This window comes from Micromonospora sp. RTBAU3-60, from assembly GCF_054963695.1.
Genome location: NZ_JBUEGB010000017.1, coordinates 1 through 13,673, shown reverse-complemented (window position 1 = coordinate 13,673; position 13,673 = coordinate 1). Strand labels below are relative to the sequence as shown.

General features: G+C 75.9%; 4 protein-coding genes and 3 pseudogenes. All 7 read right to left on the bottom strand.

Features of this window, described 5'->3' with window-relative positions:
* Positions 1–2: 2 nt before the first annotated feature.
* Positions 3–1,049 (bottom strand): annotated as a pseudogene (locus ACY34I_RS18565) (condensation domain-containing protein); the annotation flags it as partial.
* A gap of 504 nt (positions 1,050–1,553) precedes the next feature.
* Positions 1,554–3,413, bottom strand: a pseudogene (locus ACY34I_RS18560) (amino acid adenylation domain-containing protein); the annotation flags it as partial.
* 9 nt (positions 3,414–3,422) lie between these two features.
* Positions 3,423–9,305 (bottom strand): annotated as a pseudogene (locus tag ACY34I_RS18555) (amino acid adenylation domain-containing protein); the annotation flags it as partial.
* Between the two features lie 111 nt (positions 9,306–9,416).
* On the bottom strand, positions 9,417–10,205 hold the full coding sequence (locus tag ACY34I_RS18550) for an ABC transporter permease (protein WP_462756241.1): 789 nt from the start codon (positions 10,203–10,205) through the stop codon (positions 9,417–9,419).
* Entirely contained in the window at positions 10,202–11,164 is a 963-nt protein-coding gene (locus ACY34I_RS18545) for an ATP-binding cassette domain-containing protein (RefSeq protein ID WP_462756240.1), read from the bottom strand. The genes ACY34I_RS18550 and ACY34I_RS18545 overlap by 4 nt, the downstream gene beginning before the upstream one ends.
* Before the next feature lie 15 nt (positions 11,165–11,179).
* The gene (gene sbnB / locus ACY34I_RS18540) at positions 11,180–12,202 is read right to left on the bottom strand and encodes a 2,3-diaminopropionate biosynthesis protein SbnB (RefSeq protein WP_462756239.1); all 1,023 of its coding nucleotides are present in this window, start codon (positions 12,200–12,202) and stop codon (positions 11,180–11,182) included.
* 16 nt (positions 12,203–12,218) lie between these two features.
* Positions 12,219–13,208, bottom strand: coding sequence for a 2,3-diaminopropionate biosynthesis protein SbnA (gene sbnA / locus ACY34I_RS18535; protein ID WP_148802313.1), 990 nt, complete (start codon positions 13,206–13,208; stop codon positions 12,219–12,221).
* Positions 13,209–13,673: the final 465 nt, after the last annotated feature.

Here is a 13,673-nt window from a genome sequence, read left to right as displayed (position 1 = left end):
TGCTACTCCCACTCCGCTTCCAGTTCGTCCTCGAACTCGTCGATCTCGTCCTGGGACAGCGAGGCCAGCGTCAGGTCGGACGGGGTGTGCCCGCCGCTCCCGCCGCCCGCCGCGTACGCCACGATGCCGTCCAGGGCGGTCCGCCAGTCGTCGGCGAGCTGGCGGACGTCGGCCTCGTCGACCAGCCCGCCGGGCCAGCGCCACACCGCGGTCAGCCGCGGCCCGTCGGCGGTGTCGACGGTCCAGCTCGTGACCTCGATCGGGTACGCCACCGGCTGCTCTGGGTCCGCACCGCCGCCGATCTGGCCGCCGGAGCCGCCCAGCCGGCCGAGGTGGTTGAACATGATCTGCGGCTCGGCCAGTTCCGCCAGCACTCCGGCGGTCTCGCTGTTCAGGTGTCGAAGCAGGCCGTAGCCGAGACCGTCGTCGGGCGCGGCCCGCAGTTGTTCCTTGACCCGCTTCAGTGCGGTTCCGACGGGCGCACCGCCGTCGCGCACCTGGTCCCACTCCACCGCCCCGGGATCGAGCCGGACTGGAGCCAGGCTCGTGAACCAGCCGACGGTGCGGGACAGGTCGACGCCCGGTACGTGGTCGGCGCGGCCGTGTCGCTCCAGGTCCACCAGCACCGCCGGGTCGGCTCCCCGGCCACGCCGCTGCCGCCAGCGCGCCACCGCGAGGGCCAGCGCCGTCAGCAGCGCGTCGTCGACCCGGGCGTGGAACAGCGCCGGTACGGCGATCAGCAGCGGCTCGGTCAGCGCGGCGGGCAACTCCACGCGCAGCTGCGCGAGGGTGGCGACGGTGTCCCGGGCCGGGTCGAGCGGGCGCCCGGCCAGGGCCGGCTCCGGCTGGTCGAGCAGCTTGGTCCACAGTGGCAGCTCGGCTAGCCGGGCCCGGCTGTGCGCGTCCCGTACCAGGTGCTCCGCCCACTCCCGCAGCGAGGTGCCGACCGGGGTGAGCCGGGGCTGCGTGCCGGGCGCGGCGTCGAGGGCGGCGGTCAGGTCGGGCAGCAGGATCCGCCACGAGACGCCGTCGACGACCAGGTGATGGGCCAGGACGAGCAGCTGTCCCGGCCGCCCGGCACCGGCGTCGCACCAGACCACCCGCAGCATCCGGCCGGCCAGCGGGTCGAGGTCGGCCCGGGCCGCCTCGGCCAGCGCGGCGAGGTCAACGGCCGCGGCGTCACCGGTGGCGGGCACCTGCCCGCCCGCGGCACCATCGGTGGCCGGCACCTCCGCTCCCCCGGCATCGCCGGTGGCCGGCGCCTCCACGCCCCCGGCATCGCCGGTGGCCGGCACGTGCGTGATCAGGTCGCCGGCGGCCACGCTGCCGCGCGGGCCGATCACCAGCCGGCGCTGCCCGGCCGGGCCGGTCAGCCGCATCCGCAGCGCGTCGTGGTGGTCGAGCAGCGCCTGCACCGCGCCGCGCAGCCGGTCGGCGGTCAGTCCGGCCGGCGCGGGCACCACCACCGACTGGTGGAACCCGCCCAGCGGGCCGGCCCGGTCCAGCCACCAGCGCACGATCGGGGTCAGCGGCAGCTCGCCGATGCCGGCGTCCGGATCCGTCGCGGCGCTGCCGGCCGCTTCCCGGGCCACCGTGGCCAGCGCCGCCACGGTCTTGTGGGTGAACACCTCGCGCGGGGTCAGCTCCAGCCCGGCCTGCCGGGCCCGGCTGACCAGCTGGATGGAGACGATGCTGTCGCCGCCCAGGTCGAAGAAGCTGTCGTCGACGCTGACCCGGGGCAGCCCGAGCACCTCGGCGACCAGCCCGGCGAGCAGTTCCTCGCGCGGCGTCGACGGCGCCCGCCCGTCCCCGCTGACCCCGGCGAAGTCGGGGGCCGGCAGGGCCGCCCGGTCGAGCTTGCCGTTGGCGGTCACCGGTAGGCCGTCCAGGGCCACCACCGCCGCCGGCACCATGTACTCCGGCAGCCGCCCGGCGACGTGTTCGCGCAGGACGGCCGCGTCGACCTGCTGCCCGGCGGCCGGTACGGCGTACGCGACGAGCCGTTTGACCCCCGGCTGGTCCTCGCGGGCGAGGACCACGCACTGCCCGACCGACGGGTGCTCGGCGAGGGTCGCCTCGATCTCGCCCAGTTCGATCCGGAAGCCGCGGATCTTCACCTGGTGGTCGGTCCGGCCCACGTACTCCAGCACCCCGTCGGCGCGCCAGCGCACCACGTCCCCGGTCCGGTACATCCGCTCCCCCGGCGTGACGGACGGGTCCGTGGCGGCCAGCGCGGCGGCGAACGGGTCGGCGACGAACCGCTGCGCGGTGAGCCCGGGCCGGCCCTGGTAGCCGCGGGCCAGTTGCACGCCGGCCAGGTACAGCTCGCCGGCCACCCCGGGGGGCACCGGCCGGAGGAAGGCGTCCAGCACGTACAGCCGGGTGTTCCAGACCGGCGCCCCGATCGGCACGGTCCGCTCCCCCGGCCGGCAGGCCCAGTACGTCACGTCGACCGACGCCTCGGTGGGTCCGTACAGGTTGTGCAGCTCGATGCCGTGCGCGCCGGCCGGGTCGAGGGTGGTGTGGAACCGCTCGGCCAGGTCGGCGGGGAGCGCCTCGCCGCTGCAGATCACCCGGCGCAGCCCGGTGCAGCCGGCGGCGGCCGGTTCGGCCAGGAACGCCTGCAGCATCGACGGGACGAAGTGGAGGGTGGTGACCCGCTCGGCGCGGATCAGCCCGGCCAGGTATGCCGGGTCCTTGTGCCCCTCGGGTCGGGCCACCACCAGGGTCGCGCCGACGATGGTGGCCCAGAAGAACTCCCACACCGAGACGTCGAACCCGGACGGGGTCTTCTGCAGCACCCGGTCGGCCGGAGTGAGCCGGTACTCGTGCTGCATCCAGCGCAGCCGGTTGACGATGCCCTGGTGCGGCACCACCACGCCCTTCGGCCGGCCGGTGGATCCGGAGGTGTAGATCAGGTACGCCGGGTTGGTCGGGCGCAGCGGCCCGGCCCGGTCGGCGTCGGTCAGCGCGGCCGGGGAGTGTTGCGCCACGGCCTGGCGTACCTCGTCGGTGTCGAGAACCAGGCTGCCAGCGGCCAGCGCGGCGGTCGCCCGGGTGGTGAGCAGCAGGGCGGGCTGCGCGTCGTCGAGCAGGTAGGCGATCCGGTCCGCCGGGTAGTCCGGGTCGACCGGCAGGTACGCCGCACCAGTCTTCAGCACGGCCCAGAGCGCCAGCACCAGCTCCAGCGAGCGGGGCACCGCCACGGCGACGAACCGCTCCGGCCCGACGCCGTACCCGGTCAGCAGCCGGGCCAGCCGGTTGCTCGCCTCGTCCAGCTCGCGGAAGGTGAGGCTCGTCCCCTCGAAGACCACCGCGGTCGCATCCGGGGTGGCGGCCACCTGCCGGGCCAGCAGCTGCGGCAGGGTGGCCGGGTCGACCGGCTGCCGGGTGCGGTTCCACTCGATGAGGACCTGCCGGCGTTCCGCCGGGGTGACCGGGTCGAGCCGGCCCACCGGGACGGACGGGTCGGCGGCGATGCCGGCCAGCAGCCGGCACATCCGCTCCAGCAGCGCCGCGGCGGTGTCCGCGTCGATCAGGTCGGGCCGGTACTCCAGCCGCAGCCCGAGCCGGTCACCGGGCACCAGCACCAGGGTGAGCGGGTAGTGCGTGGCGTCGTGCCCGTGCACCCCGCGCACGGCCAGGCCGGTGCCGGCGAGGTCGAGCACGGACGGGTCGACCGGGTAGTTCTCGAACACCACGAGGGTGTCGAAGAGTTCGCCGTGCCCGGCCAGCCGCTGGATGTCGGGCAGCCCAAGGTGCTGGTGCGGTTGCAGCGCCGACTGCCGTTCCTGCAAGCCGGCGAGCGCGGCGGCCACCGGCTCGGCCGGGTCGAGGCGTACCCGCACCGGCACGGTGTTGATAAAGAGACCGACCATGGTCTCCACGCCGGGCAGTTCGGCCGGCCGGCCGGCCACGGTGGCGCCGAAGACCACGTCGTCGCGGCCGGTGAGGCTGCCGACGAGCACGGCCCAGGCGCCCTGCACGACGGTGTTGAGGGTGACGCCCGCGGCCCGGGCCGCGGCGGTGAGGGCCTCGGTGAGCGGGGCCGGCACCTCGCGCAGCAGCTTGGCCGGCGGCACCGGGCCCCGCTCGGCGGCGGCCGGCGCCACCAGGGTCGGCTCGGCCAGGCCGGCGAGGGCCGCCCGCCAGGCCGCCTCGGCCGCGGGCCGGTCCTGCCGGGCCCGCCAGGCGGGGTACGCCCGCGCGTCGGTGACCGGCGGCAGCGCGTCGGTACGCCCGGCCGCCCGGTACAGCGCGAACAGTTCCCCGGCGAGCACCGGCATCGACCAGCCGTCGAGCAGGATGTGGTGGTTGGTCAGCACCAGCCGGTGCCGCCCGCCGGGCAGCCGGGCCAGGGTGAAGCGCAGCAGCGGCGGCCGGGTCAGGTCGAAGCGTTCGGCCTGGTCGGCGGCGAGCAGGTCGGCGAGCCGGGCGTCCACCTCGGCCGGCGCGATCCCGGTCAGGTCCGGCTCGCGCCAGTCCACCTCGACGCGGTCCAGCACCACCTGCACGGGGCGGCGCAGGTCCCGGTGGGTGAAGCCGGCGCGCAGTCCGGGGTGCCGGTCGAGCAGCGCCTGGGCTGCGGTGCGCAGCCGCGCCGGGTCCAGTTGGCCGTCGAGGTCGAAGACGAACTGCACGGTGTAGATGTCCGGGGCCTGCTCGTCGTAGGCGGCCAGGAACAGCAGCCCCTCCTGTAACGGGGCGAGCGGCAGCACGTCGGCCAGCGCCGGGTAGCTGTGCTCCAGCCGTTCCACCTCGGCCTGGTCCAGCTCGACCAGGGGCAGGTCGGACGGGCTGCGACCGCCGGCACCGGGCCGGGCGGCGTGTTCGGTGATCGCCTCGAGCGCGGCGAGCCAGCCGTCGGCGAGTTCGCGGACGTCGCCGTCGGTCAGCACCCCGTCGGGCCAGCTCCACTCGGCGCTGAGCCGGGACCCGTCCGGTCCGTCGACCACCACCGCGTTGATCTCCAGCGGGTGGGCCATCGGCAGCCCGCTCGCCCCGCCGGCGGCCACCTCACCGTCGACCGCCAGCAGCGACCAGTCGGCGCCCTCGTCGACGGTCAGCCGGCCGAGGTAGTTGAACCCGATCTGCGGCTCGCCGCCCCCGCGGCCGGGCGTCCGCAGCTGTTCCTTGATCCGCTTCACCGCCCGGCCGGTGGCCGGACCGCCGGCCAGCGCCTCGGTCGGGTCGAGGTCGCCGAGGTCGAGCCGGGCCGGGGCCAGCCGGGTGAACCAGCCGACCGTGCGGGACAGGTCCAGGCCGTCGACACCGTCCCGGCCGTGTCCCTCGACGTCCACCAGCAGGCCCGGTCCGGTGCCGGGCCGGTGCCGGCGCCGCCAGTCGGCCACGCTGACCGCCAGGGCGGCCAGCAGCAGGTCGTCGACGCCGGCGTACCACCGGGGGGCGGCGGTGCGCAGCAGCGCCTCGGTGCGGGCCACCGGCAGCCCGACGGTCCGGCGGCGGGCCGCCGCCTCGGTGTCGGTCGGGCCGACCGGGCGGCGCCCGAGCGGCGGGTCCACGATGGACTCGGCGGGCTCGGTCGCCGCGTCGCCGGATCCGCCGGCCCGCGCGGCCGCCGTCGGCGGGGCGGGCGTTGCGGCCGTCACCCGCCGCGCCCAGGTGCGGTAGGAGGTGGGGACCGGCGCCAGCCGGGGTGGCTCACCCGCCGCGCTCGCCGCCACGGCGGTGGCCAGGTCGTCGAGGAGGATCCGCCAGGACACGCCGTCCACGGCGAGGTGGTGGACGGCGAGCACCAGCCAGCCGGGGCGGTCCGCCCCGGCGTCGCCCCACACCGCCCGCAGCAGCTGCCCGTCGCCCGGGCGCAGCCCCGCCACGGCGTCCGCCCGGGCGGCGCCGACCTCGGCATCGGCGGCGACCCGGCGCAGGCAGTCGGCGGCGGACACCGTGCCCCGGGGCGGCACCTCCAGCCGCCACGCCGTGCCGTCGCGGTACAGGGTGATCCGCAGGGCGTCGTGGTGGTCGAGCAGCGCCCGCAGCCCGGCCGCCAGGTCCGCGGCGCGCAGCCCGGCGGGGGTACGCACGACGACGCTCTGCGCCACCCCGTCGACCGGGTACGCCTCGCCCGCCCGGCCGCGCAGCCAGTCGACGATCGGCGGCAGCGGCACCTCCCCGAGCGCCGCGTCCGGGTCCTCGGCCTCGGCCGACCTGAGCTCGCCGGCCACCCGGGCCAGGGCCGCCACCGTCCGGTGGGTGAACACGTCGCGCGGGGTGAGGCGCAGCCCGGCCTGCCGGGCCCGGCTGACCAGCTGGATGGAGACGATGCTGTCCCCGCCGAGGTCGAAGAAGCTGTCCTCGGCACCGACCCCGGGCAGGCCCAGCACCTCGGCGAAGAGCCCGGCCAGCAGCTCCTCGCGCGGGCCGGTCGCGGCCCGGCCTGCGCCGGCCGCCGCGGCGAAGTCCGGGGCGGGCAGGGCGCGGCGGTCCAGCTTGCCGGTGGGGTTCAGCGGCAGCGCCTCCAGCAGCACGAAGGCCGCCGGCACCATGTACTCCGGCAGCGCCGCGGCGACGTGCTCGCGCAGCTGGGCGGGGGCCGGCGCGGCCGCCGGGTCGGCCGGCACCACGTAGCCGACGAGCTGGGCGGTGACCCCGGTGTCGGCGCGGGCGACCACCGCGGTCTGGGCCACATCCGGGTGGGCCAGCAGCACGGACTCGATCTCGCCCAGCTCGATCCGGTAGCCGCGCACCTTGACCTGGTGGTCGATCCGGCCGAGATAGTCGAGGTGACCGTCCGCCCGCCAGCGGACCAGGTCGCCGGTGCGGTACATGCGCGCGCCGGGCGGGCCGAACGGGTCGGCGACGAACCGCTCGGCGGACAGCCGGGGCCGGTTGAGGTAGCCGCGGGCCAGCCCGGCGCCGGCCAGGTACAGCTCCCCGACGGTGCCGGGCGGCACCGGACGCAGCGCGCTGTCCAGCACGTACACCCGGGTGTTGGTGGTGGGCCGGCCGATCGGCGGGGTGGCCCCGTCGGCGAGGTCCCCGCCGTACCAGGCGGTGGAGTAGACGGTGGCCTCGGTCGGGCCGTAGATGTTCGCCACCCGGGCGCCGGGCAGCGCCGCGTCGATGTCCCGCACCGCCTGGGCCGACAGCGCCTCACCGGCGAGCACCACCAGGTCGGCCCGGGCGTCGACCGTGCCGCCGGCCAGCAGCTGCGCGAAGGCCGACGGGACCGCGCTGATCAGGCTGCCGGTCCAGCCGTCGGCCCGCTCGGCGAGGGCGAGCAGGTCGTCGACCACCTCGATCTCGCCGCCGCAGGCGAGCGGGCCGAACATCTCGAAGACCGAGACGTCGAAGTTCAGCGAGGTGCTGGCGAGCACCCGGGACAGGGCGGCCGGGCCGATCTCCGCGACCGCCCAGCAGGCCAGGTCGACCGCGTTGTCGTGGCTGACCACCACGCCCTTGGGCCGGCCGGTGGAGCCGGAGGTGTAGATGACGTACGCCGGGTGGGCGCCGCGCAGCGGGCGCCGCCGGTCGGCGTCGGTCAGGTCGCCGTCGTCCTGCGCGGCGAGCAGCGCGCGGACCGCGGGCTCGTCGAGCCGCAGCAGCCGGTCCGGGTCACCGACCGGCAGCCCGTCGCCGGCGCCGCCGACGGTGAGCACCAGCCGGGGGTCCGCGTCGGTCAGCATGAACTCGACCCGGTCCGGCGGGTAGCGCAGGTCGACCGGCAGGTAGCCGGCGCCGGCCTTGAGGACGGCGAGCAGGGCGACCATCATCTCCGCCGACCGGGGCAGTGCCAGCGCGACCAGCCGCTCCGGGCCGGCGCCGCGGGCGACCAGCAGCCGGGCCAGCCGGTTGGCGGCGGCGTTGAGCTGGGCGTAGGTCAGGGTGGTCGGGCCGCAGGTGACGGCCGGGGCGTCGGGGGTGCGCGCCACCTGCTGCTCGATCAGCGCCGGCAGCCGCACGTCCGGCACCGGCCGGGCGGTGTCGTTCCACTCGCGCAGCACCAGCCGCCGCTCGGCGGCGCCGGCCAGGTCGAGCCGGCCGACCGGGGCGTCCGCCGCGGCCCCGGCGAAGGTGTCCAGGAAGGCGGCGAGGCGCTGGACGTGCCCGCTGACCTGCTCGTCCGAGTAGAGGTCAGGGTTGGCGTCCAGGTCCAGCCGGGCGTCGGTGTCGCCGCGCCGGGCGTCGAGCACGACGGCCAGGTCGTCGACCGGGCCGCCGGCCAAGTTGTGGTCGGTGCCGGTGGCGGCGCCGAACCGGGTCCCGGCCGCGCCGCCGGCGTCGAGCAGGATGTTCACGTGCGGGCCGAGCAGCGTGGCGCCGCCGGTCAGGCCCAGGTCGCGGTGCAGGTCCTCGAAGCGGTAGCGCTGGTGGCGCAGCGCGTCGTGCAGTTCCCGCGAGGCGCCGGCGACGAGCGCCCCGACGGTGGCGTCGGCGCGTACCGCGACGCGCAGGGGCGCGATCGCGGAGACCATGCCGGGGGTACGCCGCGCCGCGGCGTCCTGCCGGGCGGTCAACGGCAGGGCGAGCACCACGTCCTCGTTGCCGATCAGCCCGTGCAGGTAGGCGGTGACCGCGGCCACCACCACCGCCGGCACCGCGACGCCCAGCTCGCGGGCCGCCACCCGCAGCCGGTCCATCGTGGCCGGTGCCACCGGGGCGGTACGCCGGGTGAGTCGGCGCGGGGTGGCCGGCTGCCGGTCGGCGAGGCTGGCCGGGGTGGGCCGGTCGGCGAACCGCCCGGTCCAGTAGCCGCGGTCGCGGTCGAACCGCTCGCCGCCGCGGTAGGCGGCCTCCGTCTCGGCCAGCGCCCGCAGCGGCCCGAACGACGCCGGCTCGGGCTCGGCGCCGCCGCTGAGTGCGGTGTAGACCTCGGCGGCCCGCCGGGCCACCAGCACCATGCCGTACCCGTCCAGGGCCAGGTGGTGGTAGCACTGGTACCACAGGGTCCGGTCGTCGGTCAGGCGCAGCAGCGCGTACCGGAACAGCGGCGCCTGTCCCGGGTCGAGCGGCCGGGTCGCGTCGGCGCGCATCCAGTCCAGGGCGGCCCCGAACGGATCGGCCTCCCCGCGCAGGTCGAGCACCGGCAGCGTCCAGTCGACCACCGGCGCCACCGCCAGCACGGGCCGGCCCTCGACCGGCTCCTCGACCCGGATCCGCAGCGCCTCGGTGTCGGCGACGGTCCGGCGCAGCGCCGCCTCGAACACCGCGTGGTCGAGCGGGCCGGTCAGGTCGGCGTACTCGGCGAGGAGGTAGATCGGGTTGTCCGGGTCGAGCCGCTGGGCCAGCCAGACCCCGAACTGCGCGGTGGTCAGCGGGCAGGGAACATCCTCGTGGTCGGGCACAGCTGTCCTCCGGAGCTACGGACGCGGTGTGTTCACGGATGGCGGGTGGCGAGCGGGTGGCCACCCGGCCGGTCGGCGTACGCGGACCGGCCGGGCGGCGGCGGCCCGGGGTCAGCGGCCCCGGGCGGCGGCCCGGTAGGTGTGGGTGGCCAGCGCCGCGCTGACCACCAGCAGCGCGCCGATCAGCAGCAGGGAGGCGGCGACCGGGTGCCGCATCGGCAGGGCGTCGCCGGCCGAGCCCGGGTTGCCGAACAGGTCCCGGCAGGCGGCGACCACGGCGGACAGCGGGTTCCACTCGCACACCGCGCGCAGCCAGCCGGGCAGCCCGTGCAGCGGGATGAACGCGTTGGACAGGAACGTCATCGGCATGACGACGAGGAAGGCCACCGCGCTGACCGCCTCGGCGGAGCGCAGCCGCAGCCCGAGGAGGACCCCGAGCCAGGAGGCGGCGAAGCCGAGCAGGAGCAGCAGGCCGAAGCCGGCGAGCACCTGCGGCGCCCCGGCGTGCGTCCGCCAGCCCATCGCGAAGCCCACCACGGCCATGGCGACGCAGGCGACCACCACCCGGGTGAGGTCGGCCATGGTCCGGGCCAGCGGTACGGCGAGCCCGGCGATCGGCAGTGACCGGAACCGGTCGTCGATGCCGTTGCCCAGGTCGTCGACCACGCCGAGCGCGGTGTGCTGCAGGTTGGTGAGCATCATCTGGGCGAAGATGCCGGCCATCAGGAACTCCCGGTAGCCGCCGCCCTGCACCTCGATGACGCTGCCGAAGAGGTAACCGAAGATCACCACGTACGCGACCGGCATGACGGTCACGCCGAGCAGCCGCATCGGCACCCGGGCCAGGTGTCGCAGGTGGCGGCCCACCAGGGCCGAGGTCTCGACGGCGAGGGTGGTCATGCCGCTGCCTCCGGCTTCTCGGCGGTGCTCCGCCCGGTGAGGGAGAGGAAGACGTCGTCCAGGGTCGGCGCGCAGCTGGCGAACGACTCGACGTCGATCCCGGCGGCGTCCAGTGCCGCCGCCACGGCCGCGATGCCGGCCAGCCCGTCGCTCGACGGCAGCCGCAGGCTCGCCGGGTCCTCGTCGGTCACCGGTTGCTGGGCGGTGACGGCGGCGAGGGCGGCGACCGCGGCGGGCCGCTGCCCGCCGTCGCGCAGCCGGATCTGCAGCTGCTCGTCGCCGACCTTGCGCTTCAGCTCGTCGGGGGTGCCTTCGGCGATCACCTTCCCGCCGTCGAGGACCAGGATCCGGTCGGCGAGCTGGTCGGCCTCCTCCAGGTACTGCGTGGTGAGCAGCACCGTGGTGCCGCGGGCCACCTGCTCCCGGACCATCGTCCACAGGGTGCGCCGGTTGGTCAGGTCCAACCCGGTGGTGGGCTCGTCGAGCATCAGCACCGGCGGGTCGGCGACCAGGCTCGCGGCCAGGTCGAGCCGGCGCCGCATGCCACCGGAGTAGGTCCGGGCGGCCCGGCCGGCGGCGTCGGTGAGCTGGAACCGGTCGAGCAGTTCCTCGGCCCGGGCGCGGGCCGCCCGCCGGCCGAGGTGGTGCAGCACGCCGATCAGCACGAGGTTCTCCCGGCCGGTCAGCAGCTCGTCCACGGCCGCGTACTGGCCGGTGAGGCCGACCCGCCGGCGTACCTCACGCGGTTGTCGGACCACGTCGTGCCCACAGACCCGGGCGGTGCCCCCGTCCGGCGTCAGCAGCGTCGACAGGATCCGCACCATGGTGGTCTTGCCGGCGCCGTTCGGGCCGAGCATGCCGAGCACGGTGCCCGCCGGCACGGCGAGGTCCACCCCGGCCAGCGCGGTGTGGTTGCCGTAGGTCTTGCGCAGCCCTTCGGCTTCGATCGTCAGGTCCACCTGCCACCCCCTCGATCAGTTCGCCGGCGGGAAGAAGTCGGCGATCGGCTGGCCGCCGCCGGCGGCGCGTACCCGGTCGAAGGCCCACGCCCCGACGGCGAGGTCCAGCACCCCGAGGCCGAAGGGCGCGAAGATCGCGGCCCGGTCGGGGTCCCGGCGGACCCGGCCGCGCAGCACGTCGGCGATGGTGCCGGCGACGAAGTCGCGGTGCCCGACCCGCTGCTCGGCCAGGTGCAGCGAGGTCCGTTCGCGGACCGCGTGGTCGACGTCGTCGGTGACGTTCTGGGCGGCGAGCACGATCTCCGGCGACAGGTCGCGCAGGGACAGGTGCAGCACCACCGGGCGGTGGGCGAACAGGGCCGGGTCGTGCAGGTGCGGCTCGCCGGCCACGGTGGCGAGCACCACGAGGTCGGCGGCGCAGGCGTCGGCGGCCTCGGGCACGACCTTGACCGCGCCCACCCCGTCGGCCTGCACGGTGGCGGCGAACCGCTCGGCCGCCGCCGGGTCCAGGTCGAACAGCCGGTACTCGCCGATCTCCCAGTCCAGGTCGCGCAGGAACCGGCGGACGTGCTCGGCGATCAGGCCGGTGCCGATGAAGCCGACGCTGCCGACCCGCCGGCCGCCCACCAGCTCCTCCGCCCCGAGCACCGCGGACGCCGCGGTCCGGGTCGCGGAGATCAGCGAGGACTCCAGGCAGGCGTACGGGTAGCCGGTGGCCAGGTCGTTGAGCAGCAGCACGGCCGACGCCCGGGGGATGCCGTGCCCAGTGTTGCCGGGGAAGCTGGCGATCCACTTGATGCCGGCCACCTCGAACTCGCCGCCGAGGTAGGCGGGCAGCGCGATGATCCGGTCCCGGGGCAGCTGCGGGAAGCGCAGGAAGCTGCTGTGCGGCAGCGCGGTGGCCGCCTCGTCGTGGGTGAGGTAGCAGCGGCGTACCGCGTCCAGGCAGGCCGCCCGGTCCGCCTCGACGGCCGCGGCCACCTCGGCCGCGGTCACCACCGTGAACGGCCGGACGGTCGGTCGGTGCGTCTCGGTCATGCTCTTCCAGGTCCTCTCACACCAGGGCCACGGACTGGCCGCGGTCGCGTTGGGCGACGAACCGGTCGACCCATTCCGGGTCGTACACGGTGTCGGCGTAACCGGTGCCTCGGTCGGCACACAGGAAGGCGACGGTCGGGCGCGGCCCCCGGTGGTCGGCGAAGTACCGCTCGATCGCGCTGTAGACGCTGCCGGTCGACCCGCCGGTGTACAGCCCGTGCCGCTCAAACAGCTCGTGGCAGCCGCGCACCGCGTCCACCTCGGGCACGATCACCACGTCGTCGATGCTGGCCTTGCCCACCAGCGGCGGCACGATGCTGGAGCCGAGCCCGGGCAGGCGCCGCTTGGCCGGCGGGCCACCGAAGATGACCGACCCCTCGGCGTCGACGGCGACCACCCAGGCGTCCGGGTGCAGCCGCTTGAGCCGGGTGGACAGCCCGCCGATGGTGCCGCCGGTGCTCACCCCGACGAACAGGTAGTCGATGCGGGGCAGATCCGCGCACAGTTCCGCGCCGGTGAGCCGGTCGTGCGCCTCGACGGCGTCCAGGTTCGCGTACTGGTTGGGCCAGTAGACCGAGGGCAGCTCCGCCCGCAGCTCCTCCACCCGCCGCAGCCGGGTGGACAGGTAACCGCCCGTCCCGTCCGGCTCGGTGACCTTCTCGACCCGGTCGCACAGCCGGCGCAGGTACGCCTCCGTGCTGGCGTTGACGTTCGGATCGATCACCGGGACGAAGGTCAACCCGATCCAGCGGCAGAACGACGCGAGCGAAATGGCGAAGTTGCCCGACGAGGACTCCACGATGGTGGTCCGCTCGGTGACGTCGCCGCGCTCGACGGCCCGCCGCAGGATCCAGTACGCCGAGCGGTCCTTGGAGCTGCCGTTCGGATTGACGTACTCCAGCTTGGCGAACAGGTCCAGCCGGTCGTGACGCAGCTGCACCACCGGGGTGCGGGGCATCGCCCGCCCGACCATGGCCAGGCGCGCCAGCAGCGCCTCACGGCTCATGGTTATCACTTCCGCACTGGAACATCTCTGCTACTCCCGGTCCGGCTCGATGAAGGCCCGGCGGCTCACGTCAGGCACGCGGCGGGCGGATGGGAACGCCGCCCACGGTCGGCCACCCGGCTCGGGGTGGGCTCGGATCGAGGTCGGGGACGGCTAGCAGCCGGCTCGAGCCGCCGGTCAGGCCGCGGGCGGCCGGGCCGAACAGGGCGGGCGGCCGGGCCGAGGTCCGCCGCCGGGCCGCCGCCGTCGAGCCACGGTCGATCCCGCTTCGAGGGTGGCCGGGCAGCCTGGTTCCCGTGCGACACCGGCGGCCGCCACGAGAGGCCCGCCCGGGCCGGAACCGACCGGAGTCCGGCCAGGGTCGCACCGCAGCAGGGCGAGGACGCGGACCAGGCGCCGAAATCTCGGTCCCGGCACTCGACGACTGCTTCCTACTCGTTACTCATTGCTGAGTGGTTCGGATGT

Bases quoted from the DNA above. Each gene is read 5' to 3' on its own strand.
- ACY34I_RS18550 (WP_462756241.1), bottom strand. From the start codon at position 10,205: ATGACCACCCTCGCCGTCGAGACCTCGGCCCTGGTGGGCCGCCACCTG.
- sbnB (WP_462756239.1), bottom strand. From the start codon at position 12,202: ATGACCGAGACGCACCGACCGACCGTCCGGCCGTTCACGGTGGTGACC.
- sbnA (WP_148802313.1), bottom strand. From the start codon at position 13,208: ATGAGCCGTGAGGCGCTGCTGGCGCGCCTGGCCATGGTCGGGCGGGCG.